Genomic DNA, 23,752 nt, shown 5'->3' with positions numbered 1-23,752 from the left:
GCATGAAGGCAACAACGCCTCGCCCCAACGAACCGATGGAGACCGACATGACCAAGTTCTTCGCCAAGACCGCTGCTGCCGCCCTGATCGCTTCTGCCATCGTCGCCCCCGCCATGGCCCAGAACGCGTCCGGCACGATCCAGTTGAAGGGTAATGTCGCTCTGTCCTGCACCATCGCCGTCCAGGACCTGAACCAGTCGCTGGCCCTGAAGGCCGGCGAAACCGCCAAGACGGTCGGTTCGGTCACCGAGACCTGCAATTCCGGCTCCGGCTACAAGATCACGCTGGCCTCGGCCAATGCCGGCAAGCTGAAGTCCGGCAACTTCACCATCGATTACTCGGTCAACTATGACGGCCAGGGTGGTGCGCTGACCAGCCAGATGGTTGTTGACCGCGCCACCGCGCAGTTCGGCAAGAAGTCCGACCTGAAGGTCACCATCGCCGCCTCCGACCAGTACATCGCAGGCGACTATGCCGACACCGTCACCGTGACCATCGCCGCCAAGTAAGCGTTCTTTGAGTTCCTCAGACGCCGGCGCCGCATCCGCGGCTTGGCTTCACGCCGCATGTGCGGCGCGGCGGCAGTCGCCGCCGGAGCGGTCTTTCACCGCTCTCCACAGCTTCGTCGGGCAGTTCCAGCCTGCTCCCCCGTCCGGGAAACCGGGCGGGGGCTTTTTCATTTCGGGGTGACCGCAGGCCGGCAATGGCCTATACCCACGCGCGACGGCGTATTTGGACAGGCTTTCCCCCGTGTCGGATTTTGAAACCAGATTTGGCGAACCGCTGGCCAAGGTGATGCGGCATTTCGATGAGCTGCGCGATGGTCTGGCGTCGGGCGCGCTCAGCGGGGATGCCTTTGTGAAGGCCAGCCAGGAATATGCCGAGCTGGAACCCGTCGCCGCCGCCATCACCGAGATGCGCCGCGCCCATGCCGACATGGCGGAACTGGAGGCCATGGCCGCCGGCGATGATGAGGAGATGCGCGATCTGGCGGTGGAGGAGCTGGCCGAGGCCAGACGCCGCCTGCCCGAACTGGAACGCCGTATCCTGCTGGCCCTGCTGCCCAAAGATGAGGCAGACGAGCGCAACGCCATTCTGGAAGTGCGCGCCGGCACCGGCGGGGACGAGGCGGCCCTGTTCGCCGCCGAACTATTCGAGATGTATAAGCGCTATGCCGCGTCCCAGGGCTGGCGATTTGAGACCATGGATGTCAGCGAGACGGGCATCGGCGGTTACAAGGAAGCCAGCGCCACCATCACGGGGCGCAGTGTGTTCCGCCGCCTGAAATTCGAATCGGGTGTCCACCGGGTGCAGCGCGTACCGGCCACCGAAACCCAGGGCCGTATCCACACCTCTGCCGCCACCGTCGCCGTGCTGCCGGAAGCCGAAGAGGTCGATATCCATATCGACGAGCGTGATCTGCGCATCGATGTGTTCCGGTCGTCAGGCCCCGGCGGCCAGTCGGTCAACACCACAGACAGTGCCGTGCGCATCACCCACCTGCCCACCGGCATCGTGGTCAGCCAGCAGGACGAGAAGAGCCAGCACAAGAACAAGGCCAAGGCCCTGAAGGTGCTGCGCGCCCGCCTGTATGAGGCCGAACGTCAGCGTCTGGCCTCTGAACGCGCGGCAGATCGCAAAAGCCAGGTGGGATCGGGTGACCGGTCGGAACGCATCCGCACCTATAATTTCCCGCAAGGCCGCATCACCGACCACCGCATCAACCTGACCCTCTATGGCAAGATCGACCGGTTCATGACCGGCGAAATGGACGAGGTCATCGACGCCCTGATCGCCCAGGAAGAGGCGGAGCGTCTGGCGGAATTACAGTAGCAAGCGCCTTGCGGGGACACCGATCCCCGCTTCCCCCGCTGCCTTTGTTCATCTAGAATCCCTCTAAACAAGGGGTACATCACCGGCTACCGCATGGTGCCGGGCAGATCACCCTACCGGCGGCCCCGCACAGACGCGGCCGCCCCTGAATTGTTGGCGGGTCCACGATAACAAGGCGGAGGAAACCCGATGTCCAATCCAGGCAATCCGGCCAATCCCGGCACACCACCGGATTTTTTCACGCGTTTCCCGATGCGCGAGGTCAGCAGCGCAGAGTTGGACAGTGTCCTGGCCGAGGAAGGGGTGCCGCCCTTGAGCATCCTGTTCCTGTGGGGCCGCGATTGTCCCAACTGCGATATTGCCAAACATGCCATCCTGTCGGCACCGCCGCGCTTCATCTGGCCGGAGGTGCGCTGGCTGCACGACAATGTCTATGACGATATGGAGATGGCGAACCGGTTCAGCCTGCACGGCATTCCCGTCTTCTTCGTGTTCCGGGGCAAGCGGCTGATCGGCAAGATGACCAGTTGGCCCGGCATCGGTGATTTCACCAATGTCATCGCCGGTCAGATCGCCGCCCTGCCGGGATATCACCCGCCGCCGGGCCGCCCGAAACTGACCCTGGTGAAGGGCTGACATTTTTCTCAACGGCCTTGTCGGCATGACGCCCCCTGCCCCGTCCTTGGGATATCGGGGCAGGATGGCAATCCTGTCCCGCGACCAAATCACAAGGGGATGACAATGCGCGTGATGGTGATCGTGAAGGCGACCGAGGATAGCGAGCAGGGCCGGATGCCGTCCATGGAACTGCTGACCGCAATGGGGGCCTTCAACGACGAACTGATCAAGGCTGGCATCATGCTGGCCGGTGACGGGGTGAAGCCCACCGCCACCGGCTATCGCATCGCCTTTGACGGTGACACTCGTACGGTCCGGCCCGGCCCGTTCGGTCACACGACCGAGCAACTGGCCGGGTTCTGGATCTGGCAGGTAAAAGATATGGAAGAGGCGCTGGCCTGGGCCAAGCGCTGCCCCAACCCGATGCCGGGTCCCAGCGAGCTTGAAATCCGCCCCCTTTATGAGGAAGCGGATTTCATGTGAGGAATGCCGCCAAGGACCGGCGTTACTGGCCGCTGGGCTGTGCGCCGGTCCGGGCCTTATAGGCGCGAAGCTGAACATTGAACCGTTCAGCGAAGATCTGCATGGCCGTGACGGTCAGATCATATTGCTGGATCAGGGCCAGATATTCGCGGGCAGAGATCTTGTTCAGGCTGACCTTCACCAGCTTGTCCAGGCAGGCATTGAAGGCTTCTGACTGCGTGACATAGGTCTTCACGGCGACCTGCGCGTTGCGCATTTCCGCCTCGGTCGCGGTCTTGCCGTCGGGCAGCTTGCCCGGCATCTGCGGACGGGTGCAGCCGGGTGCAGCCGCGGCGGCAGCCTTGGCCTGCGCATCCTGCTGCTTCACCACTTCACCCATCGTGGGCAGGTTGCTGGCCGCCGGCAGCTGCACCGCCGGTGCGGCGGCGGGCGCACGGGCCGCCGGCTGATCGGCCTGCCGGGCAATCTCGCCCATGGTTTGGCCGACGGGACGGTTCGTATCCTGGTTGGCGGCCAGGGCCGGCAGTGTGGCCAGGGTCAGGGAGGCGGCGAACAGGGAACGGGTCAGCAGGGACATGGCAGTATGAATGCTCCAACGCGGGACCAGCCAGCAATGCGGCGGAGTTAGGCACAGCTGACCGCAGCTTGCAAGCAGGCGAAATGCCCTTCCTTCGCCGCAAACCCGTGTTAAACAGCGAATAGAGTGTGATTGGGGCGGGTTTGGGGATGATCGGCGTCTTTGATTCGGGCCATGGCGGGCTGACGGTACTGCGGACCTTGCATGCGACCCTGCCGACCCATGATTTCCTGTATCTGGGTGACCATGCCGACGCCCCCTATGGTGATCGCCCGCCCGAAGAGATTTACCAACTGACCCTGGCCGGCGTTTCGCGCCTGTTCGACCGGGGGGCCGGGCTGGTCATCCTGGCTTGCAACACGGCGTCCGCCGTCGCCCTACGCCGGTTACAGCAGACCTGGCTGGATCAGGCCTGGCCCGGTCGGCGCGTACTGGGCGTGCTGGTGCCCATGGTGGAGGCGGTGACGGGTCAGCCCTGGATGGCCGATATCGCTGCCAGCCGGCAGGCGGGGGAACCGCGCACCATTGGTATCTTCGCGACCAGCCGCACCGTCGACAGCGGTGCCTATCCCCGCGAAATCGCGGCCCGCGCGCCGGAAGTGCGGGTGGTGCAGCAGGCCTGCCCCGATCTGGTCCCCCTGATTGAGGCGGACGCCGATCCCGCCCGCCTGCGGGACGCCGTCAACCGCTATGCCGACGGCTTGATGACACAGTTGGCAGGCGTGCCGCCGCAGGCCGTGATGCTGGGCTGCACCCATTATCCGCTGGCCGCCGACCTGTTCACCGCCGCCCTGCCGACGGGCGTGGAGGTGCTGTCACAACCCGACCTGACGGCCAAAAGCCTGTCCGCCTACCTGACCCGCCACCCGGAATTTGACCAACCGGGCCGGGGCGAGGTTGGGTTTCTGACCACCGGCGACAATGCGCGCATCACCGATCTGGCCACCCGGTTTTTCGGCAAGCCGGCGCGGTTTGGGCGGGTGTGATCACAGCCCAAGTGCCGACAACAGTGCCGTGTCCACCTTGTTACCCACGCCGCCCAGGTTATTGTCCTTGCGGAAGCGGTCGGCACCCTTCTGGCTGTTATTGCCCCAGATGCCGTCGGCAGTGCCGACCTCCGTATAGCCACGGCTGTTCAACGCCTGCTGTACCGCCTGGATCGTGCTCTTGGCATTCAGGTCGCGTACGCTTTCTCCGGCCAGGACCTTCTGGACCTTGGCCAGCCAGGCGTTGCGGTCGTCCAGACCGTTCAGGCCGCCATTGATCTTCTCCACCACCGCGTTGAAATCCCCGGTGTCGCAGACCGGGTTCAAGCCCTTCCAGGCCCAGAAGCCGCAGGCAACGCGCAGCGCATTTTCCGGCGCCGCCGCCAGATCGGGATTATTAACCAGATCCAGACCCGCCGCCTGTCCCACGGCGGTATAGGCATCGCGGCCCGTCAACTGGATATAGCCGCGCCCCCGGTAGAGATAGCCATCGCCAGGCTGGGTATTGCCCATGCGCCCGGCATAGACATTGTTGGCCAGCGCCTGCGGATTGTTCACATATGGCTGGGCCGATGCCTCGGTCGGGAAGCGGCTTGGCCAGACGGCACAGAGGCGGGCGGCGGTGGAATAGTTCAAATTCTCATGCGTGATGGTGCAGCCGCCCGATTCATGCCCGACATTGGCCAGGAAATAGGGTAGCCGGTTGGACTTACCCGCATCCGCAAAGCCGAAGGACCCGAACAGTTCATCCGATTGCGCCGCCATCTGGGTCAGGTGGTCCTGCGGGGCCTGGGGGAAAAGCTGCGTGAACATGCCGATATCCATGGGATGCCCCTGATCCGATGCCAAAACAGACCTCAGGATGCATCCGGGCGTAGAGCAGGTTCAATAGTTATTCATAGAATAGCGAGATACAGGCTTATGCCTATTCCCGCGCAAACAACCGGGCCAGACGGCGGGCGGCAGCCAGCCGGTCGAAGGCGGCATCCCCGGTGCTGTCATTGGTGCAAAGCGCAATGGTCAGGCCCAGGTCGGGATAGATCAGCAGCATGGCGGAGCCGCCATTGGCCGTGCCGCCATGATGGACGAACCGGCCCAACTCATCCTCGCCAACCCGGAAACCAAGGGCATATCGTTCCGGATTCATCGACCCATCGGCCAGTGCGACCGGGACCCACAACAGGTCGCGCGTCGACGCTTGCAGCAGCGCATCGGTTGTCAGGCCATTGCCCAGGGCGACCAGATCGATGGCGGTGGCGCGGAAGCCACCGCCCACGTAACGGTTACTGAGATCGTCGGCAAAGACGGGGAACAGCAGACCGCCCACGCGCATATAGCCGGTGGCATCGTCGGCATTCTTCATGCCCTTGCGGTCCAGACCGGTGCGCACCATGCCGGCGGTGCCAAGCACCTCCCCCTTCACCAGCGTTTCAAACCCCTGCCCCGTCGCCTTTTCCAGGGCCAGGGCCACCAGCGTGTAGCCATGGCTGCTATAGGCGAAGCCCCTGCCGGGCGGGAACAATAGCGGGTCGGCGGCAAAGGTAGCGGCGGCGTCGCTGGTGGTGGCATAGGGCGTGTCGCTCCACGCCTCTGCCATGCCCACATAGTGCCGGATGCCCGCCTGATGCGACAGAAGCTGCTTCAGGCTATATCCGGCGGGGGCCGAGGGGAAATCGGGGACATAGGTGGCGAACGGCGCATCAATGTCGATGATGCCCTTTTCCGACAATCGCATGGCCGTGACGGCAGTGATGGGCTTGGAAATGCTGCCGATGCGGTATCGGGTCTCCGGTGTGGCCGGCACTGCCGCCGACAGGTCGGCATGGCCGATGGCACCGGCCCAGAGCAACTGTCCCTTCACGCCCACCGCCGCCGTGACGGACGGCACACCGCTGTCCCGGTAAAGCTCGGCCATCCAGGCAACGGCGCCGCCATCCATGCCGATCGGCGCGCCGGGCATGGGGGCGGAGACCAACGGCGCATCGGGGGGCTGGCGTTCCACCTTCATGAACAGCCAACCCGTGCCCAGCAGCAATGCCAGCAGAAGCAGCAGACCGGACAGTTTCAGCAGGTTTTTCAGCATTACCGTCCGGCGGCCATTTGTTTAATTCACCCGTTCGCGGTCGTCTGGATCGCGGGCGAGGACTTCGCGCTTGCCGGCATGGTTGGCGCGGCTGACCACGCCTTCCTTCTCCATCCGCTCAATCAGCCGGGCGGCGGAGTTGTAGCCGATGCGCAGATGGCGCTGGATGAAGCTGGTCGATGCCTTGCCCTCCCGCGTCACCACGGCCACGGCCTGATCATACAGGTCGTCGCCCGTGGGCTCCCCACCCTTGCCGCCCTCGCCACCGCCGCTGCCAGCTTCGGAAGGATCGAACTCCTCCTCTTCCTCGGTTACGGCGTCGACATAGGCGGGTTCGCCCTGGGCCTTCAGGAAGCGGACGGCCTGTTCCACCTCCTCGTCCCGAACGAAGGGGCCATGGACGCGGGTGATGCGGCCGCCGCCGGCCATGTACAGCATGTCGCCCTGGCCCAGAAGCTGTTCTGCCCCCTGTTCGCCCAGGATGGTCCGGCTGTCGATCTTGCTGGTCACCTGGAAACTGATGCGGGTGGGGAAATTGGCCTTGATGGTGCCGGTAATGACGTCCACCGACGGGCGCTGTGTCGCCATGATCAGGTGGATGCCGGCGGCGCGCGCCATCTGGGCCAGCCGCTGGATCGCCGCCTCGATATCCTTACCGGCCACCAGCATCAGGTCGGCCATTTCGTCGACAATGACGACGATATAGGGCAGCTCCGTCAGGTCGATGGGCTGTTCTTCATAGATCGGCTTGCCCGTATCGGGGTCAAAACCAGTCTGCACACGGCGGGTCAGCACCTCGGCGTTCTGGCGTGCCTCCTTCAGGCGCGCGTTATAGCCGTCGATATTGCGCACGCCCAGTTTGGACATGTTGCGATACCGGTCCTCCATCTCCCGCACCGCCCATTTCAGGGCGACCACGGCCTTTTTCGGATCGGTCACGACGGGGGCCAGCAGGTGCGGAATGCCCTCATAGATGGACAGTTCCAGCATCTTGGGATCGACCATGATGAAGCGGCACTTGTCCGGCGGCATCCGGTACAGGATCGACAGGATCATGGTGTTGATGGCCACCGACTTGCCCGAACCAGTGGTACCGGCCACCAGAAGGTGGGGCATGCGGGCCAGATCGGCGATGACGGGACCACCGCCAATATCCTTGCCCAGAACCAGGGCCAGCTTTTGCTGGCTCTTCTCATAGGCATCCGACATCAGCAATTCGCGCAAATACACCGTCTCGCGGCGCTGGTTCGGCATTTCGATGCCGATGACATTGCGGCCCGGCACCACGGCCACACGCACCGATACCGCCGACATGGACCGCGCAATGTCATCGGCCAGACCGATAACGCGGGAGGATTTGACGCCTGGGGCGGGTTCCAGTTCGTACAGCGTGACCACGGGGCCGGGGCTGACCTTCACGATCTGGCCGCGCACGCCGAAATCCTCCAGCACGCTTTCCAGCATCTCGGCATTGCGCTGCAACGCCTCCTCGCTCATCAGCGGGCCGACGCCGTGCGGCGGCAGTTGCAGGATATCGACGGGCGGCAGTTCGTAGTCGCCGCGCGCCTCAGGTTCCAGCAGCAGGTTGGCCTGCCGGGCCTTTTCCACCTTGCGCGCCACTTCGGGCAGGGGCTTGGGCGCCGGGGCCACAACGGGCGGGGCGTGCCGGCGGCGTTCTTCTGACGCGCTGGCAGGTGGGTCATGCGGCAGGTCAGCCGAGGGGCCCGTGACAGTGGCCGGCGTCACCTCCGGCCCCGCACTGCCCAGGGAGGGGGCGACACGGGAACCACCGGGAGCGGCGGGGACAGCGGGGTCCTTCTTTGCGTTGCCGGGACGCAGCCGGGACAGCAGGCCCGCGGCCCTGGCACGCATACCATCGACCAGCGCGCCGCGCGGCGCGGCGGTGTCGGGCTTGGCAGCGGCGGGCGTTCCGCTCCAGCGCGGGGCGGGTGCGGGCGGCGGCACCGCCGCTTCCTCAGCGTCGTCATCTTCCCCGGCCAGCCGGGCATTCTTGAAACGCCCGGCCTCACGGCGCAGTCCCCGGAAGAACTCCCCAACCTCCCACAGCCTGATATCCAGCGCCCACAGGCACAAGAACAGGGCCGGCACCAGCAGGACCAGACCGATCAGCGGACCCGACACGCCACCCGCCAGTGCCACGACCAGATTGAGGATCGGCTTCACCAGCAGGGCACCGGCCGGCCCGCCCCAGGCGGCATTGCCACCGGCCAGACAGACCATGGCCATGGCCATCAGCAACACCGCCGCCAGCGCCAGCGGCACCCGCAATGCCAGATTATGCACAGGCCGGTGCCGGAAAACGCGCCAGCCCCAGCCCAGCAGAAACAGAGGCAGCAGATAGGCGGCATAACCCAGCGATTGCAGGAACAGGTCTGACGTGTAGGCGCCCGGCGTGCCCAGCAGGTTGCGGGCCATCGCCTTGTCGGCGGGCACCGCCGTGCTCCATGACGGATCGCGGCTGTCATAGGACAGGAACGAGACCAGCAGCGCCAGACCCATCAGGATGATGACCAGGCCCACCCCTTCCACCATGCGGCGCAGCGCGAAGGCCAGCATGCCCTCAGGTAGCAGGCTCGACTTGCGCGAAACCAGCCCCCCGCCGTGGCCAGGGCCGGGCGCGGGACCGCGCGGGGGCACGCGGCCTTGGGGTGGTATCTGGGGTGCGGGGCGGCTCGGCATGGGCGCTCGTCCGGTCAGCGGGTCTAAAAGGATCAGGACAGAATGCGGGCCAGCCGTTCCATCGACCGGGCCACATTGTCAGCATCATGAACAAGGGCGACGCGGATATAACGGTCGCCCGGATTGTAGCCATCTTCATGCGGCTGGGTCAGGTAGGCGCCGGGCAGCACCTTGATGGCGCCTTCGCGCCACAGGCGCTTCGTTGCCTCTTCCCCATTTGCGGCCACACCCGTGACGTCCAGCCATAGAAAGAAGCCAGCATCGGGGCGGTAATAGCCCAGCTTGCCCGCCAGGATTGCCTCCGCCACATCGACATTGGCGCGGTAATAGGCGCGGTTGATCGCCACATGCGCATCGTCGGACCAAAGGGCGGCAGACGCGGCCAGCACCGGCAGTGGCATGCCCGCCAGCGAATAGGCCCGCAGGCGCGTGAAACCGGCGATGAGCGCGGGATCACCCGCCATGAAGCCGGAACGAAGCCCGGCTGCGCTGGATCGTTTCGAAAGCGAATGAAAACAGATCAGGTTGGACAGCGGGTTTTCCCCGCCCAGTTCGCGGGCCGCATCCATGCCGCCCGCCGGTGCCACATTGTGCCAAAGCTCGCCATAGCATTCATCCATGACCAGGGTGAAACCATGGCGGCGGGCCAGGGTCAGGGCACGCTTCAGATAGTCCAGGCTGGCGACGGCCCCTTGCGGGTTGGCCGGCGTGCAAAGATAGAACAGGGCGGTACGTTCCCAGACCTCTTCCGACACGCTGTCCAGATCGGGCAGGAAGCCCGTCTCCTTCGTGCCGTCCAGCATCACCGGTTCGGCCCCCGCCATCAGGGCAGCACCCAGATAGACGGCGTAGAAGGGATTGGGGATCAGAACAACGGGCCGCCCGCCGGCCTTGGTCTTGGGCACCACCAGTTGCGGCAACTGATACAGCGCCTCGCGCGTGCCACAGACAGGCAGCACGGCCTTGTCGGCGGGGACGAAACCGTCGGGCAGGTTGAAGCGACGCGACAGCCAGCCGGCGGCGGCGGCCCGGAATTCCGGCGTGCCGGCAGTCGGCGGATACTTGGCCCAGGCGGCGGGGGCGGATGCCGCCAGCATGTCGGTCAGCAGGGAGGGCGGATTGTTCTGCGGTTCCCCGATGGTCAGGATGCTGGGCGCGACATTGGCCAGCGGCGTGACATCGGACAGCAAAGCCGCCAGCCGGGGAAACGGATATTCCGGCAGCGCCGACATCATCTCGTTACGGCTGGGCGCCTGAAGGGAACTGGCGGCGTCGAACATCATGGCCCTTGCTGCTGGCAAAGCATCAGTATGGCCGCACGGCGGGCGGCGGAGGTACGCCTGAGTGTAGCCGCCGCCCACCCCCGGCACAAGCAGCCCATTCGGGGCGGCCGGGGGTGAAGAATCATCTTGTTACAAGGGCTTGTGGATAAATATTGAGAAAAACGTTGAAAACCTTCGTAAACCCTTGATGCGAATCGCAAATTTCCTGCGAACGAATCAGGAAAACCCGTTCGCGGAAGGTTCCGCGAACGGGCCTGAACGCCTTCGGATGACTGGATAGTGCCGCCCCTTACAGGGCGTCGCCATTCTGTTCGCCCGTACGGATGCGCACGGTTTGCACCACATCCAGGACGAAAATCTTGCCGTCACCAATGCGGCCGGTATTGGCGGCCTTCTGGATGGCGTCAACCACGCTGTCCGACAGTTCATCCGTAACGGCTACTTCCACCTTCACCTTGGGCAGGAAGCTGACGGAATATTCAGCGCCGCGATAAATCTCGGTCTGGCCCTTCTGGCGACCGAACCCCTTCACCTCCGAGACGGTCAGGCCCTGGATGCCAAGTCCCGTCAGGGCCTCGCGCACCTCGTCCAGCTTGAACGGCTTGATGATGGCCACGACGAGCTTCATTGCGCTCTCCCTTTCCTCTGCATGGAACAGATCAAGACTAAGGATGCCGGCACCGGCGCAACACCGATGTCCCGGCAGTCTAACTTACAAGAACCGTGCCGCGTGCCATTTCCATGGTGTTCGGCGCGAAAAACCTGGGTTCCCCACAAGGCCGCTGGAAGATTCGGCGCGCACATGGGCAGGTGCTGATTAAATTTTGTGCAATGGCTGCGACGCCGCGCCATCTGGACAGGCGAATGGGCTTGCGCCAAGTTAATTGCCGCCCAAAAGAGCAGCCAAACCCCGGAAAACGCATCATGTCCGTGCAGAATGCCGATCATCAGGCCGATGTCATCATCGTCGGCGGGGGCCTTTCCGGCCTGACGCTGGCCTGTGCGCTGGGAACCGCCGGTGTTTCCACGCTGGTCATCGACCGGGAACCGGCGGAAGACACGTTGCAGCCCGACTTCGATGGGCGCACGACGGCCATTGCCTATGGCGCCGGGACGGTGCTGATGGGGGCGGGGGTCTGGGATCATCTGGATGGCAATGTCGGGCCGATGCTGGACATCCGCGTCACCGACCAATCATCGCCCCTGTTCCTGCATTATGACCATCGGGAGGTCGGCGACCGCCCCTTTGGCTGGATTATTGAGAACCGGGTTCTGCGCCATGCGCTGTACCGCCGACTGAAACAGTTGCCCGCCGTCACGCATCTGGCGCCCGCCACGGTGACCCACATGGAACGGGCCGCGTCGGGCGTGCGCGTCACCCTGGCCGATGGGCAGGCTGCCGCAGGGCGGCTGGTGGTGGGGGCCGACGGCAAGAAAAGCTTCTGCCGCGAACAGGCCGGCATCAAGCAGATCGGCTGGTCTTATAGGCAGCACGCCATCGTCTGTACCATCCGTCATACCGGCCCGCATGGCGGGGTGGCGGTGGAGCAGTTCCTGCCCGCCGGCCCCTTTGCCATGCTGCCACTGGCGGGCGGCCACCATACCAGCATCGTCTGGACCGAGCCGTCGGATCGTGTCGATTTCTACATGAACCTGTCGGAAGAACGGTTCACGGAAGAACTGCAACTGCGCGTCGGCGACTGGCTGGGTGACGTCACGCCGGTGGCCGGGCGCTGGTCCTGGCCGCTGGGCCTGTCGCATGCTGAACGTTATATCGACACGCGTCTGGCACTGGTCAGCGAAAGTGCCCATGGCATGCACCCGATTGCGGGCCAAGGCCTGAATGTCGGCATTCGCGATCTGGCCGCCCTGGCCGAGGTGGTGGTGGATGCCATCCGGGTCGGCCTGGACCCCGGCGCGCCAGACGTGCTGGAGCGGTATCAGCGCTGGCGCCGCACCGACACGGTGACCCTGCTGGCCACCACCGATGCGCTGGTCCGGCTGTTCAGCAATGATATCAAGCCGCTGGGCCATGCCCGCCGGCTGGGCATGGCGGCCATCAACAATCTGGCCCCGCTGAAGCCTGCCAAGCAGTTCTTCATGCGCCATGCCATGGGCATCGTGGGTGAGTTGCCGCGTCTGGTGCGGGGCGAGGCGCTGTAAGGCGCCCAGCCTTAATCCGCTTTGCGCGTGAAGGCGACAACGCCCCGCATCATGCGTTCCATGTCGCGGATCTGATCCGCCTGCCGGGCCAGACGCCGCTGCGCATCCGTCTGGCTCTCTGTCACTGTCGTAGGCCGGCGCCCGCCAGCCTGCTCATGATCATCCGTTTCCATCGCCACCCACCTCAGCAAACGGCCCCCGCCGAATACGATAGTCCGCCAGTGTCGCGGGGGTGGCAATCCGCCTCCTGCACATGGCTGGCGTCAAAACGTCGCGGAGCCGACACGAAACCGCAACAGACAGATGCACACATAAAGATATCTTTATGCTTGCTCGCAACCACTCCGCCTGATACATCCTGCACCAGACGCGGCGGCCATTATGGCATGCCGCTGCTTTGCATTCTGTAAACGCCAAGATCAGCACCTGAACGGGTGCGACCGGAGCCATCCATGACCGCCTTCACCGATTATAAGGTCGCCGACATCTCGCTCGCCGGCTGGGGCCGCAAGGAAATCACCATCGCCGAGACCGAGATGCCGGGCCTGATGGCCCTGCGCGAGGAATATGGCGCGTCCAAGCCGCTGGCTGGTGCCCGCATCGTCGGCTGCCTGCACATGACCATTCAGACGGCCGTGCTGATCGAGACGCTGACGGCGCTGGGCGCCACCGTCCGCTGGTCCTCGTGCAACATCTTCTCCACCCAGGATCAGGCCGCCGCCGCCATCGCCGCCGCTGGCATCCCGGTTTTCGCCTGGAAGGGCGAGACGGAAGAAGAATTCTGGTGGTGCATTGAGCAGACGCTGCGCGGCCCGGATGGCTGGACGCCCAACATGATCCTGGACGATGGCGGCGACGTCACCCAGATCATGCATGAGAAGTATCCGGAGATGCTGGCCGAGGTGAAGGGCCTGTCGGAAGAGACCACGACGGGCGTGCATCGCCTGTATGAAATGGTGAAGGCCGGCACCCTGAAGGTTCCCGCCATTAACGTGAATGATAGCGTCACCAAGTCGAAGTTCGACAATCTGTATGGCTGCCGCGAGTCGCTGGTGGACGGTATCAAGCGCGCCACCGACGTGATGATCGCCGGCAAGGTTGCCGTCGTTGCCGGTTATGGCGATGTGGGCAAGGGCTCCGCCGCCTCCCTGCGCACCCAGGGTGCGCGCGTCCTGGTGACGGAGATCGATCCGATCAACGCCCTGCAGGCCGCCATGGAAGGCTATCAGGTTGTCACCATGGAAGAAGCCGCCCCCGTCGGCGACATCTTCGTGACCGCCACGGGCAATGTCGACGTCATCACCCAGGACCATATGCGCGCCATGAAGGACCGCGCCATCGTCTGCAATATCGGCCATTTCGACAGCGAGATTCAGATCGCCTCGCTCCAGAACTATGTCTGGGACGAAGTGAAGCCGCAGGTCGATGAGGTCGTGTTCCCCGACGGCAAGCGCCTGATCGTGCTGGCCAAGGGCCGTCTGGTGAACCTGGGCTGCGCCACCGGTCACCCCAGCTTCGTGATGTCCGCCAGCTTCACCAACCAGGTGCTGGCCCAGATCGAGCTGTGGCAGAACCATGCCAAGTACGAGAATAAGGTCTATGTGCTGCCCAAGCACCTGGACGAGAAGGTGGCCCGCCTGCACCTGGACAAGATCGGCGCCAAGCTGACCCAGTTGACCCAGAAGCAGGCCGATTACATCGCCGTACCGGTCCAGGGTCCGTTCAAGCCCGATCACTACCGCTACTGATATCGGCGCCCTTTTAGGGATGTTGATATGCAAACCCCCGCCGGTCGCCCGGCGGGGGTTTTGCTTTATGGCTTGGGCAGGAAACGGAAATCCACGCCCTGGCGCCAGTCGATGCCGGGCTTGTAGATGCCGAGTTCGACCATCTGTTTCGTGAAGGCGTCCCAGCGTTCCGGCGTCATGGCGCCGATCCCCTGTTGCAGGGCATCGCCGCTTTCCACCAGCCCATACTCGATCATCTTGGACCGGGCATAGGCCAGCGTCTCATCGTCCATTTCCGGATTGTCGCGCTTGATCAGGGCGTTGGCGGCGCTGGGGTCGCCATTGAGATACTGTTTCCAGCCCTCGATCGACGCTTCCACGAAGGCGCGCACCACTTCCGGCTTCTGATCAGCCAGTTGTTTGCGCACCATGATGGTGGCGGCGTAGGAGAGGTAGCCGTAATCGGCCAGCAGGAACACTTTCGGCTTCGCCCCGGCCTTGATCGCCGTGAGCGGTTCGGAGGTGGCATAGCCCTGCTGGATCGCCTGTTTATTCACCAGGAACGGGGCGATGTTGAAGGTATATTTACGGATCTGCGCATCCTCATACCCGTATCGGGATTTCAGATAGCGCCAGATGGTGTGGACGCTGGGATCGCCGATGGAAATCGGCTTGCCCTTCATATCGGCCAGTGAATTCACGTCTGGCCGGTCATGGGACATCAGGATGAAGGGGTCTTTCTGGAACAGGGCTGCCACCGTCACAACGGGGGCCCCCGCCTCCACCAGATTCAAGGTGAAATAGCCGTTGGACCCCATGGCGGCGTCGATGGCACCGGCGGCCAGCAATTGCTGCGGGTCCATACCCACACCGCCCTGCCGCAGGGTCACATCCAGCCCGCGCGCCTTATAAAGCCCGGCGGCCAGCGCCTGATAGAAGCCGCCATGTTCGGCCTGTGCCCGCCAATCGGTGGCGAAGACCAGTTTCTGCTGCGCCGCCGCCGGAAGGGCCAGCAGCAGAAGGGAAAGGCCGCACAGGATCAGTCGCCGCATCATCATCCCCATTTTCAGGTGGGGCCATGGTCGAGGGCCGCCCCATTCCGTTGTAACGGAGTTGTACGGAACGGAACAAGGCGGCCGGAAGGCCAGCGGTGGTTTATGCCGCCGCACCTTCCCCCAGTTCACGCATCCGCCAATGCGCGGGCTGGGATGGGGTTGGATCGATGCCATAGGTCGGGCGCGGGGCCATGCGGCGGAAGCGCGTATGCTGCTGATCTGCGGGGCGGTCGACGATGTGCAGGACGGAGGTTCCGACCTCCCCGCAGCCCTGGCAGGTGAAGCCCCGGCTGAATTCCGCGACGGGCCAGTGATGGCCATAGCGGCGGGTCAGCATATCGGTCCGCCAGCGGCTTTCCTCCCCACAGCAGACGCAATGCATCTGGAAATCATGGCCCCGAAAATTCGCGAGACCCACATTGCCCGTCAGAGCGCTGTGTCGGATTGCCGGTCGCATCACACCCTCCATCACCTCATGTTCGCTTTATGTTCTCTATCTACAATGTTCTTATTTTGTTCTCAAGCAGATTCATTCCCGCTTGCGCCTGGAAACCACAGGGGCGATAAGCGAAGCGGCACCTGATAACGCTGTCAGAACAAGCGGGGGAAACGATGGGCAGAACATGGATATGCGGGGCGGCCATTGGGCTGTCACTGGCGATGGGAACGGCAATCGCAGCCCTAGGCGGGGCCAACCCGCCCGTGCCGGACGCGAACATCGCGGTGCAGCTTTTCAGCCTGCACAAGGATTTGAGCCGCGATGCACCAGCCACCCTGAAGGCGTTGCGCGACAGCGGTGTGACGCAGGTGGAGGCCTATGGCCTGCTGGGCCGTGACGCCGCCGGATTCAAGGCCCTGCTGGATCAGGCAGGCCTGGTGGCGGTCGGCAGCCATGTCAGCCTGTCCGACCTGCGCGACAATGTGCCGGGCATCATCGCCACGGCGAAGACCGTGGGGTACCGCTACGTCGGCGTAGCCTGGCTGAAGGCACAGGGGGCACCGTTCGACAAGGGGATCGGGCCGGCAGAGGTGGACGCCGCCATCGCCGCCTACAAGGCCGCCTGCCCCGCGCTGAAGGCTGCCGGGCTGCGCGTGATGTACCATGTGCATGGGTATGAGTTTGCCGCTGACCCGGGGGGCAAAGGCACCCTGATGGATCGGCTGCTGGCGGGACTGGATCCGGCCTGTGTTGAATTGCAGATGGATGTGTTCTGGGTACTGAAAGCTGGGATTGACCCCGTCGCCCTGCTGAAACAGCTGGGCGGACGGGTCAAGCTGCTGCATGTGAAGGATATGCGACCGGGCGGCAGCACCGGTGAATTCACGGGATCGGCCCCGGCCAGCGATTTCGCGCCCATCGGGGCCGGCAGTGTCGATTGGACTTCCCTGGTCGCAGCGGCACGGGCCGCCGGCGTCGACTGGTACGTCCTGGAAGACGAATCGCCGACCCCGGCGGCGCATCTGGCCCGCTCACTGGCCTGGCTGCGGGGCCGGTGAGGGGTTACACGCCTTCTGGCCGCCAGACGTAGCCAGTGCCGGGATCATTGCCGATGGCATCGAAGCTCTTGTCGATATCCCGGAACTTCTTGCGGATGCGCTTGATGAAGGCGCGGACATTGGCGCGATAGCCGGCGGTACCCTTGCCAGCCATGAAGCCCGGCCCATGCACCAGATCATACAATTCGCGGTAGGTGACGGGGGTGCCGGGCTTCTGCGCCATCAGGCGCAGCATCTTCATCTCCGTTCCCGTCAGTGGCACGGGCTGGTCCTGCCACAGCGTGCGGCCGGTATCGAAGCGCAGATGCAGGTCCCCCTGGGTCAGCGGCGTCGATCCGCTGGACGGCGTGGTCCCGGCGGCGGCCAGGAAACTGTAGGTGGGCAAGGGGCTGCTGAGTGACATGTGCTTTCTCCAGGTCTGTTCTGCCGGCTTCCTCCCCCGCCGGCTTGTCCTGGATGCACTTCACCCCCCACGCATGGCGCGGAGGGGGCCGAAAAATGGCGGGCCTGGGACAGTTGGCCCGCCTAGCCTTTTGCGTTCCGGGCGGTTAACCCGAACGGATTGCTGCCACCCCTTAATGGCTGGAAAGCCACGCCACTGTCAGGCTGGCCATGGCTTCTGCCCCCTGGACAAGGCTGCTTTCATCCACCTTGAACAGGGGTGAATGGTTGCTGGGGGCCTTGTCCAGCGGCACATCGGGCGGGGTCGCCCCGACCCAGAAGAAGAAGCCGGGGATTTTCTGCTGGAAGAAGCTGAAATCCTCTGCCCCCGTCGTTTTATTGCCTTCCACCAGCTTGCCCGGCCCCGCCACCTGCGCCAGGACCGGGGCGGCCCAGGTGGTGAGGCTGCGGTCATTATCGGTGACAGGATAGCCCGTCTCGATGGTGACAGTGGCCTTGGCGCCGGCACTTTCGGCAATGTTCTCGGCCACGCGGCGGATGCGTTCATGCACCTCCTGGCGCATGCCCTGATCAAAGGTGCGGATGGTGCCGACCATTTCCGCTTTGTCGGGGATGATGTTTGAGCGCACGCCGCCATTCAGCGCACCCACCGTCACCACCGCCGGTTCCTTGATCACCTCCATATTGCGGCTGACGATGGTTTGCAGTCCGACCAGGATCTGGGCCGACGTGACCAGCGGGTCCACGCCCGTCCAGGGGCGGCCCCCATGCGCCTGCCGGCCCTGCACCACGATCTTGAACGTGTCCGCCGCCGCCATGGCCGGGCCTGGGCGATAGGCGATGGTGCCGGCATGGTAGGAGGAACCCAGATGCAGGCCAAAAATCGCCTGCGGCTTGGGTTCGGTATCCAGAACCCCCTGCTTTACCATCAGTTCGGCCCCGCCTTCCTCTCCCTCTGGCGCGCCTTCCTCGGCGGGCTGGAAGATGAACTTGACCGTACCCGGCAGGTCTGCCCGGCGCTTGGCCAGCAGTTCGGCCACCCCCATCAGGATGGCGACATGGCCGTCATGGCCGCAGGCATGCATGACGCCCACATCCTGGCCGTTATAATTGGTGCGCACCTTTGACGCGAAGGGCACATCCACCTGCTCGGTCACGGGCAGCGCGTCCATATCGGCGCGCAAGGCGACCACGGGGCCGGGCTTTCCGCCCCGCAGCACCGCGACGACGCCGGTATGGGCGACACCCGTCTGCACCTCCAGCCCCAGCTTCTTCAGGTGGTCGGCCACCAGCTTGGCCGTCCGCACCTCCCGATTGCCCAGTTCCGGGTGCTGATGGATGTCGCGCCGCCAGGCGATGATCTTAGCCTCCAGCGCCTTGGCGTCGGCCTTCACATAGGCGGGTATGGCGGGGGCATCAGCCGCCTGCACCACCGGGGACAGCAGGGTCAGGAATGTCAGGGCCGCGCCACCGGCGCGCAGGACTGTCTTCAGCGTGAACATCGCAACCCGCCATCAGTGGGAGGAAAGATAGGCGACGGTCAGGGCCGCCATGGACTGCGCCCCGACCAGCAGGCCGCGTTCATCCACCTTGAACAAGGGTGAATGGTTGGCGGGCGCCTGATCCAGCGGCACAGCGGGGTCTGTGACACCGATGAAGAAATAGAAGCCGGGGATTTTTTGCTGATAAAAGCTGAAATCCTCCGCCGCCAGCCCCTTGGGCGCCAGGCTGACCTTGTCCTTGCCGGCCACCTGTTCCAGCACGGGCACGGCCCAGGCGGTCAGGTCCTTGTCATTGACGGTGACGGGATAGCCAAGGTCGATCTCCACCTCTGCCACCGCACCATGGGCGGCGGCGATGCCGGTCGCCACCTCCTTCAGCCGGCGATGGACCTGCTCGCGCATGGCGGGATCAAGGGTGCGGATGGTGCCGATCAGGTCGGTTTCGTCGGGGATGATATTGCTGCGCACGCCGCCATTGATGGCCCCCACCGACACCACCGCCGGTTCCTTGATCAGTTCCAGATTGCGGCTGACGATGGTTTGCAGCCCCGTGACGATGGCCGACGCCGCAACGATGGGATCGGTCCCGGCCCAGGGATAGGCCCCGTGCGTCTGCTTGCCCTTCACCTTGATGCGGAACGTGTCGGACGCGGCCATCACGGGGCCGGGCCGGTAGGAGACCTGGCCGATATGATCATCCGAGCCGACATGCAGGCCGAAAATGGCCTGTGGCTTGGGATCGGTGGACAGAACGCCCTGCTTGATCATCAGTTCGGCCCCGCCCTCCTCCCCCGCCGGCGCGCCTTCTTCCGCCGGCTGGAAGATGAACTTCACCGTGCCCGGCAGCTCCGCCCTCCGCTTGGTCAGCAGTTCGGCCACGCCCATCAGGATGGCGACATGGGTGTCGTGCCCGCAGGCATGCATCACCCCCACATCCTTGCCGTTGTAATTGGTACGCACCTTCGATGCGAAGGGCAGGTCCACGCGTTCGGCAACGGGCAGCGCATCCATATCGGCGCGCAGCGCCACCACGGGGCCGGGCTTGGCCCCCCGCAGCACGGCAACCACGCCGGTATGGGCCACCCCGGTCTGTACCTCCAGCCCCAGCTTTTTCAGGTGATCGGCCACCAGCTTGGCGGTCCGCACCTCCCGGTTGCCCAGTTCGGGATGCTGGTGGATGTCGCGCCGCCAAGCGATGATCTTGGCCTCCAGCGCCTTGGCATCCGCCATCACATAGGCGGGCACGGGCGGGGCATCAGCAGCCATGGCCACGGACGGCAGGAACAGGGCGGCCAGGGCCGCACCGGTCAGCAGGATGGTGCGCATCGTTCCCACCCCTGCCTCAACGGCTTTGCAGATAGGCAACGGTGACGGCGGCCAGCGCCTCCGCCCCGGTCAGCAAGGATGCCTCATCCACCTTATACAGGGGCGAATGGTTGCTGGGCGCCTTGTCCAGCGGCACGTCGGGTCCGGTGGACCCAACCCAGAAGAAGAAGCCCGGGATCTGCTGCTGGAAATAGCTGAAATCCTCGGCCCCGCCGGCCTTTGGCCCGATGGAGACATTGCCCGCCCCAGCCACCTTTTCCAGGATGGGGGCAGCCCAGGCGGTCAGCGCGGGGTTATTGTCGGTAACGGGATAGCCCGGGTCGATATGCACCGTCGCCGTGGCCCCCTGACTTTCGGCGATATTCTCCGCAATCTCCTTGATGCGGCGGTGAATCTGGTCGCGCATCTTGGGATCATAGGTACGGATGGTGCCGATCATCTCTGCCTTGTCAGGGATGATATTGTCGCGCACGCCGCTATTCAGCGCGCCGACCGACACGATGGCTGGCTCCTTGATCAGTTCGACGTTGCGACTGACGATGGTTTGCAGGCCGGTCACGATCTGTGACGCCGTCACGATGGGATCGACCCCGGCCCAGGGATAGGCCCCATGCGTCTGTCGGCCCTGCACCGTGATGTGGAAACTGTCGGCCGCCGCCATGGCGGGACCGGAACGGTAACTGATGGTCCCAGCGCGACCGGCAGAGAACAGGTGCAGGCCGAAGATCGCTTCCGGCTTGGGGTCCGTGGACAGCACGCCCTGCTTGATCATCAGTTCGGCACCGCCCTGCTCCCCCTCTGGCGGGCCTTCCTCCGCCGGCTGGAAGATGAACTTCACGGTGCCGCGCAGCTCGCCTTTGCGCTTGGCCAGCAACTCCGCCACGCCCATCAGGATGGCCACATGACCGTCATGGCCGCAGGCATGCATGACGCCCACATCCTGGCCGTTATAGGTGGTGCGGACCTTCGACGCGAAGGGCAGGTCCACCTGCTCCGTCACGGGCAGCGCATCCATATCGGCGCGCAGGGCCACGACCGGGCCGGGCTTGGCCCCTTTCAGCACGGCCACGACACCAGTATGAGCCACGCCCGTCTGAACCTCCATGCCCAGCTTCTTCAGGTGATCGGCCACCAGCTTGGCCGTCCGCGTCTCGCGGTTACCCAGTTCGGGGTGCTGATGGATATCGCGGCGCCAGGCCACGATCTTGGCCTCCAGCGCCTTTACGTCGGATTTGATATAGGCGGGAATGTCGGGCGTGGCCGCATTCTGCGCACTGGCCGGGGCCATCAGGAATGGCAATACCAGTGCCGCCAGCAGCCCCGTCCCCACCCGCTTCACCCCCATCCGACCCGACACTGGCATTTATTTTCTCCGCATGGATGCATAATTGCAAAAGAGGGTGACAGGGGATGGGGATGGGCGCAATGGGGGTGATGGGGAAAGAGTTGGTGTTATTCAGGTATTTGCCGTAACGGACGGCGGCATCACGCTGCCACTGCCCCCGCCGTCAGGCCCGCAAAACGGTTGCGGAATGCCGTCGCCTCTGCCTCCGTCAGGGTGAATTTCACATGGCCGGCACCCTGTGCCTGTTCCGGCGTACGGAAGGGCAGGCGCAGGCCGGCCAGCAAGAGCACACCCGGTGTCGCCGTAATGCCCTCCACCGCCAGCATGGCCCCGCCTTCCGACAGGTTCACGACCTGGCCCGACAGGCTGCGCCCGCCCTGTTCCACCTGACACGGGATCGACACGGCAAAGCGCGGGCGGCGGCGCCGGTCCACATCGGCCGACGCGGTACGGACCACACGGACCAGCGTTTCGCGCAGATGTTCGACACTGTCCGCCATCTGGTGGGCGGCGGTCTGTACATCATTGGCGCAGCGGTCGGTCTGTGCCGCCTCCGCCGATACCTCGGCAATGCGTGCGGCCACTTCGCGGGCGGCGTCGGCGGTCTGTTCGACATTGCGGGCGATTTCGGTGGTGGCGGCGGATTGTTCCTCCATCGCCGCCGCGATGCCGGCGGCCACCTGATCCACCTGCTGGATCTGATGGGTGATGTCGTTGACGGCGGTGACGGCCCGGTCGCGGACGGCGCCGATGCCCTGGATACGCTGGGCAATATCCTCTGTCGCGCGTGCTGTCTGGCTGGCCAGGTTCTTCACCTCCGACGCGACCACGGCGAAGCCCTTGCCGGCTTCCCCGGCCCGCGCCGCCTCGATGGTGGCGTTCAGGGCCAGAAGGTTGGTCTGCGACGCAATGTCGGCGATCAGGTCGGCGATGCCGCCGATCTGGGTGACGCTGTCGGACAGCGCCTCAATGGCGGTCGCGGCCTCGGCGCTGGCGGCCACGCTGTCGCGGGTCACGGCACTGGCATGGGCCACCTGGGCCGTGATTTCGCCGATGGAGGCGGTCAGTTGGTTGGTGGCCGATGCCACCGTCTGGGCATTGGCCAGGGCCTGTTCGGCGGCGGCGGCCACGTTCTGGGCATTATTGCCCATGCGGTCGGCGGCGGCGGCCATCACCTTGGCCTCTGCATCCATGGACTGGGTCTGTGCAGCGACGGCATCGACGGCGTGGCGCGTCTCATCCTCCACCGTGTCGGCCATGGTGCGCAGCGAGGCAATACGGGCCTGTTCGGCCTTCTGTCGCTGCTGCTCCTGCTCCCGCCGCAAGCCCTCGGCCTCCATCAGGGTCAGGCGGAAGCTTTCCACGGCGCGGGCCATCTCGCCCACATCATCCTGCTTGTCCAGATCGGGCACAGGCTGATCCAGCCTTCCCTGGCGCATGCCGTCCATCCGGGCGCTGAGCCGGCCCAGGGGTGCTAGCAGCCAGCGGGCCAGCCCCAGGGCGGACACCGACATCACGATGGTCAGGACCAGCGCGCCCAGCGCGATCCAGGTGATGCCCCGGTTGAATTCCGCCAGCAGGTCATCCTTCTTCAGCCCGACATAGAGCACGCCGACAACCCGGCCATCCTTGTCCTTCAACGGGTCATAACCGGCATAATAGGTGTGGCCCAGGATATCGACGGTGCCGCGATAAGCTTGCCCAGCCCCCAGCACAGCATCGCGCGCCGGCCCCGCCGCCAGGGCCGTGCCCACGGCCCGGCTGCCATCCTCCTTCAAGACCGTCGTCGCCACGCGCGTGTCACCGCGGAAGATGGTGGCGCTGCCGCCCGTCGCCTTTGCCATCGCATCGACCAGCGCCATGTCACCATCGAGCACCCGCCCACCCTGGCTCAGCTTGCCATCGGCCAGGGCATAGGCATCGTCACCATTCTCCACAATCGAATGGGCCACCCGCATGGACAGGGCCTGGGTGGCAACGGCCTGCCGCTCCATCACCCCGGTCATGACCATGTAACCCAAGGTCAGGGTGATGGCACCCAGCACCACCAGCCCCAGCGCATTGAACAAAGTGACCTTGCCCGCAACGGGCAGACGGCGGAGATCCAGCATGGAAGCACGTCCCGGATTGGTTCGATGATCAGATTTCCGGGGGCTTCTACCCTGCGTAGCA

22 protein-coding genes are annotated in these 23,752 nt (G+C 64.7%); 8 read left to right on the top strand and 14 right to left on the bottom strand.

What is annotated here, in order from left to right:
- The first annotated feature begins 47 nt into the window (after nt 1-47).
- The 4 genes from C0V82_RS14850 (at nt 48) to C0V82_RS14835 (ending at nt 2,934) form a co-directional block, all read left to right on the top strand.
- On the top strand, nt 48-509 hold the full coding sequence (locus tag C0V82_RS14850) for a spore coat protein U domain-containing protein (protein ID WP_245924101.1): 462 nt from the start codon (nt 48-50) through the stop codon (nt 507-509).
- 241 nt (nt 510-750) lie between these two features.
- Nucleotides 751-1,833: a peptide chain release factor 1 gene (gene prfA / locus C0V82_RS14845; RefSeq protein WP_102112977.1), complete on the top strand. Its 1,083-nt coding sequence runs from the start codon at nt 751-753 to the stop codon at nt 1,831-1,833.
- 189 nt (nt 1,834-2,022) lie between these two features.
- Complete coding sequence (locus C0V82_RS14840; RefSeq protein WP_102112976.1) at nt 2,023-2,469, top strand: thioredoxin domain-containing protein; 447 nt, start codon at nt 2,023-2,025, stop codon at nt 2,467-2,469.
- 105 nt (nt 2,470-2,574) lie between these two features.
- Nucleotides 2,575-2,934: a YciI family protein gene (locus C0V82_RS14835; protein WP_102112975.1), complete on the top strand. Its 360-nt coding sequence runs from the start codon at nt 2,575-2,577 to the stop codon at nt 2,932-2,934.
- A 22-nt stretch (nt 2,935-2,956) separates the two neighbouring features.
- Here the strand turns inward: C0V82_RS14835 and C0V82_RS14830 are convergent, their stop codons facing one another.
- Entirely contained in the window at nt 2,957-3,511 is a 555-nt protein-coding gene (locus C0V82_RS14830; protein ID WP_102112974.1) for a hypothetical protein, read from the bottom strand.
- Nucleotides 3,512-3,660: 149 nt separating this feature from the next.
- Between C0V82_RS14830 and murI the strand changes: the two genes are divergently transcribed.
- Nucleotides 3,661-4,497 carry a glutamate racemase gene (gene murI, locus C0V82_RS14825; protein ID WP_102112973.1) on the top strand — a complete coding sequence of 279 codons (837 nt, stop codon included), beginning with the start codon at nt 3,661-3,663 and terminating at the stop codon, nt 4,495-4,497.
- Here the strand turns inward: murI and C0V82_RS14820 are convergent, their stop codons facing one another.
- From C0V82_RS14820 to C0V82_RS14800, 5 genes are all read right to left on the bottom strand, one after another.
- Nucleotides 4,498-5,322, bottom strand: coding sequence for a glycoside hydrolase family 19 protein (locus C0V82_RS14820; RefSeq protein WP_188595113.1), 825 nt, complete (start codon nt 5,320-5,322; stop codon nt 4,498-4,500).
- Between the two features lie 100 nt (nt 5,323-5,422).
- On the bottom strand, nt 5,423-6,580 hold the full coding sequence (locus C0V82_RS14815) for a serine hydrolase domain-containing protein (RefSeq protein WP_102112972.1): 1,158 nt from the start codon (nt 6,578-6,580) through the stop codon (nt 5,423-5,425).
- 21 nt (nt 6,581-6,601) lie between these two features.
- Nucleotides 6,602-9,280 carry a DNA translocase FtsK gene (locus C0V82_RS14810; protein WP_199772428.1) on the bottom strand — a complete coding sequence of 893 codons (2,679 nt, stop codon included), beginning with the start codon at nt 9,278-9,280 and terminating at the stop codon, nt 6,602-6,604.
- A 32-nt stretch (nt 9,281-9,312) separates the two neighbouring features.
- Entirely contained in the window at nt 9,313-10,563 is a 1,251-nt protein-coding gene (locus tag C0V82_RS14805; protein ID WP_102112970.1) for an aminotransferase class I/II-fold pyridoxal phosphate-dependent enzyme, read from the bottom strand.
- A gap of 289 nt (nt 10,564-10,852) precedes the next feature.
- Complete coding sequence (locus C0V82_RS14800; RefSeq protein ID WP_102112969.1) at nt 10,853-11,191, bottom strand: P-II family nitrogen regulator; 339 nt, start codon at nt 11,189-11,191, stop codon at nt 10,853-10,855.
- 296 nt (nt 11,192-11,487) lie between these two features.
- On the opposite strand from C0V82_RS14800, the gene C0V82_RS14795 reads away from it, so the two are divergent.
- Nucleotides 11,488-12,726 carry a UbiH/UbiF/VisC/COQ6 family ubiquinone biosynthesis hydroxylase gene (locus tag C0V82_RS14795; RefSeq protein WP_102112968.1) on the top strand — a complete coding sequence of 413 codons (1,239 nt, stop codon included), beginning with the start codon at nt 11,488-11,490 and terminating at the stop codon, nt 12,724-12,726.
- A gap of 11 nt (nt 12,727-12,737) precedes the next feature.
- Here C0V82_RS14795 and C0V82_RS26940 read toward each other — a convergent pair whose 3' ends face one another.
- A complete protein-coding gene (locus tag C0V82_RS26940) occupies nt 12,738-12,899 on the bottom strand; it encodes a hypothetical protein (RefSeq protein ID WP_158659948.1) in 162 nt (53 codons plus the stop codon).
- A gap of 279 nt (nt 12,900-13,178) precedes the next feature.
- On the opposite strand from C0V82_RS26940, the gene ahcY reads away from it, so the two are divergent.
- Entirely contained in the window at nt 13,179-14,474 is a 1,296-nt protein-coding gene (gene ahcY / locus C0V82_RS14790) for an adenosylhomocysteinase (protein WP_102112967.1), read from the top strand.
- 65 nt (nt 14,475-14,539) lie between these two features.
- Here ahcY and C0V82_RS14785 read toward each other — a convergent pair whose 3' ends face one another.
- Nucleotides 14,540-15,511, bottom strand: a complete 972-nt coding sequence (locus tag C0V82_RS14785; RefSeq protein WP_245924100.1) for an ABC transporter substrate-binding protein — start codon at nt 15,509-15,511, stop codon at nt 14,540-14,542.
- Between the two features lie 97 nt (nt 15,512-15,608).
- Nucleotides 15,609-15,965, bottom strand: a complete 357-nt coding sequence (locus C0V82_RS14780) for a hypothetical protein (protein ID WP_158659947.1) — start codon at nt 15,963-15,965, stop codon at nt 15,609-15,611.
- 203 nt (nt 15,966-16,168) lie between these two features.
- On the opposite strand from C0V82_RS14780, the gene C0V82_RS14775 reads away from it, so the two are divergent.
- Complete coding sequence (locus tag C0V82_RS14775) at nt 16,169-17,005, top strand: sugar phosphate isomerase/epimerase family protein (RefSeq protein ID WP_158659946.1); 837 nt, start codon at nt 16,169-16,171, stop codon at nt 17,003-17,005.
- A 4-nt stretch (nt 17,006-17,009) separates the two neighbouring features.
- Here the strand turns inward: C0V82_RS14775 and C0V82_RS14770 are convergent, their stop codons facing one another.
- The 5 genes from C0V82_RS14770 to C0V82_RS14750 all read right to left on the bottom strand — a co-directional run bounded on the left by C0V82_RS14770 (nt 17,010) and on the right by C0V82_RS14750 (nt 23,691).
- On the bottom strand, nt 17,010-17,408 hold the full coding sequence (locus C0V82_RS14770; RefSeq protein ID WP_102112963.1) for a helix-turn-helix domain-containing protein: 399 nt from the start codon (nt 17,406-17,408) through the stop codon (nt 17,010-17,012).
- A gap of 172 nt (nt 17,409-17,580) precedes the next feature.
- Nucleotides 17,581-18,909, bottom strand: coding sequence for an amidohydrolase (locus C0V82_RS14765; protein WP_102112962.1), 1,329 nt, complete (start codon nt 18,907-18,909; stop codon nt 17,581-17,583).
- A 12-nt stretch (nt 18,910-18,921) separates the two neighbouring features.
- Entirely contained in the window at nt 18,922-20,235 is a 1,314-nt protein-coding gene (locus C0V82_RS14760) for an amidohydrolase (RefSeq protein ID WP_102112961.1), read from the bottom strand.
- A gap of 16 nt (nt 20,236-20,251) precedes the next feature.
- Nucleotides 20,252-21,598: an amidohydrolase gene (locus tag C0V82_RS14755; RefSeq protein WP_199772427.1), complete on the bottom strand. Its 1,347-nt coding sequence runs from the start codon at nt 21,596-21,598 to the stop codon at nt 20,252-20,254.
- A 122-nt stretch (nt 21,599-21,720) separates the two neighbouring features.
- A complete protein-coding gene (locus C0V82_RS14750) occupies nt 21,721-23,691 on the bottom strand; it encodes a methyl-accepting chemotaxis protein (RefSeq protein WP_102112960.1) in 1,971 nt (656 codons plus the stop codon).
- Between the last annotated feature and the right edge of the window lie 61 nt (nt 23,692-23,752).

Source organism: Niveispirillum cyanobacteriorum (assembly GCF_002868735.1).
Classification (GTDB): Bacteria; Pseudomonadota; Alphaproteobacteria; order Azospirillales; family Azospirillaceae; genus Niveispirillum; species Niveispirillum cyanobacteriorum.
The sequence above is the reverse complement of the archived record's forward strand: the minus strand, read 5'-3'. Positions and strand labels throughout refer to the sequence as shown.

What these genes read in the sequence shown, in the direction of transcription:
- C0V82_RS14765 (WP_102112962.1), bottom strand. Translation starts at nt 18,909, where the DNA reads ATGTTCACGCTGAAGACAGTCCTGCGCGCCGGTGGCGCGGCCCTGACA.
- C0V82_RS14795 (WP_102112968.1), top strand. Translation starts at nt 11,488, where the DNA reads ATGTCCGTGCAGAATGCCGATCATCAGGCCGATGTCATCATCGTCGGC.
- C0V82_RS14785 (WP_245924100.1), bottom strand. Translation starts at nt 15,511, where the DNA reads ATGATGATGCGGCGACTGATCCTGTGCGGCCTTTCCCTTCTGCTGCTG.
- C0V82_RS14830 (WP_102112974.1), bottom strand. Translation starts at nt 3,511, where the DNA reads ATGTCCCTGCTGACCCGTTCCCTGTTCGCCGCCTCCCTGACCCTGGCC.
- ahcY (WP_102112967.1), top strand. Translation starts at nt 13,179, where the DNA reads ATGACCGCCTTCACCGATTATAAGGTCGCCGACATCTCGCTCGCCGGC.
- C0V82_RS14810 (WP_199772428.1), bottom strand. Translation starts at nt 9,280, where the DNA reads ATGCCGAGCCGCCCCGCACCCCAGATACCACCCCAAGGCCGCGTGCCC.
- C0V82_RS14805 (WP_102112970.1), bottom strand. Translation starts at nt 10,563, where the DNA reads ATGATGTTCGACGCCGCCAGTTCCCTTCAGGCGCCCAGCCGTAACGAG.
- C0V82_RS14840 (WP_102112976.1), top strand. Translation starts at nt 2,023, where the DNA reads ATGTCCAATCCAGGCAATCCGGCCAATCCCGGCACACCACCGGATTTT.
- C0V82_RS14850 (WP_245924101.1), top strand. Translation starts at nt 48, where the DNA reads ATGACCAAGTTCTTCGCCAAGACCGCTGCTGCCGCCCTGATCGCTTCT.
- C0V82_RS14750 (WP_102112960.1), bottom strand. Translation starts at nt 23,691, where the DNA reads ATGCTGGATCTCCGCCGTCTGCCCGTTGCGGGCAAGGTCACTTTGTTC.
- C0V82_RS14755 (WP_199772427.1), bottom strand. Translation starts at nt 21,598, where the DNA reads ATGCCAGTGTCGGGTCGGATGGGGGTGAAGCGGGTGGGGACGGGGCTG.
- C0V82_RS14760 (WP_102112961.1), bottom strand. Translation starts at nt 20,235, where the DNA reads ATGCGCACCATCCTGCTGACCGGTGCGGCCCTGGCCGCCCTGTTCCTG.
- C0V82_RS14800 (WP_102112969.1), bottom strand. Translation starts at nt 11,191, where the DNA reads ATGAAGCTCGTCGTGGCCATCATCAAGCCGTTCAAGCTGGACGAGGTG.
- C0V82_RS14815 (WP_102112972.1), bottom strand. Translation starts at nt 6,580, where the DNA reads ATGCTGAAAAACCTGCTGAAACTGTCCGGTCTGCTGCTTCTGCTGGCA.
- C0V82_RS14835 (WP_102112975.1), top strand. Translation starts at nt 2,575, where the DNA reads ATGCGCGTGATGGTGATCGTGAAGGCGACCGAGGATAGCGAGCAGGGC.
- C0V82_RS14775 (WP_158659946.1), top strand. Translation starts at nt 16,169, where the DNA reads ATGGGAACGGCAATCGCAGCCCTAGGCGGGGCCAACCCGCCCGTGCCG.
- C0V82_RS26940 (WP_158659948.1), bottom strand. Translation starts at nt 12,899, where the DNA reads ATGGAAACGGATGATCATGAGCAGGCTGGCGGGCGCCGGCCTACGACA.
- C0V82_RS14780 (WP_158659947.1), bottom strand. Translation starts at nt 15,965, where the DNA reads ATGCGACCGGCAATCCGACACAGCGCTCTGACGGGCAATGTGGGTCTC.
- C0V82_RS14820 (WP_188595113.1), bottom strand. Translation starts at nt 5,322, where the DNA reads ATGGATATCGGCATGTTCACGCAGCTTTTCCCCCAGGCCCCGCAGGAC.
- murI (WP_102112973.1), top strand. Translation starts at nt 3,661, where the DNA reads ATGATCGGCGTCTTTGATTCGGGCCATGGCGGGCTGACGGTACTGCGG.
- C0V82_RS14770 (WP_102112963.1), bottom strand. Translation starts at nt 17,408, where the DNA reads ATGTCACTCAGCAGCCCCTTGCCCACCTACAGTTTCCTGGCCGCCGCC.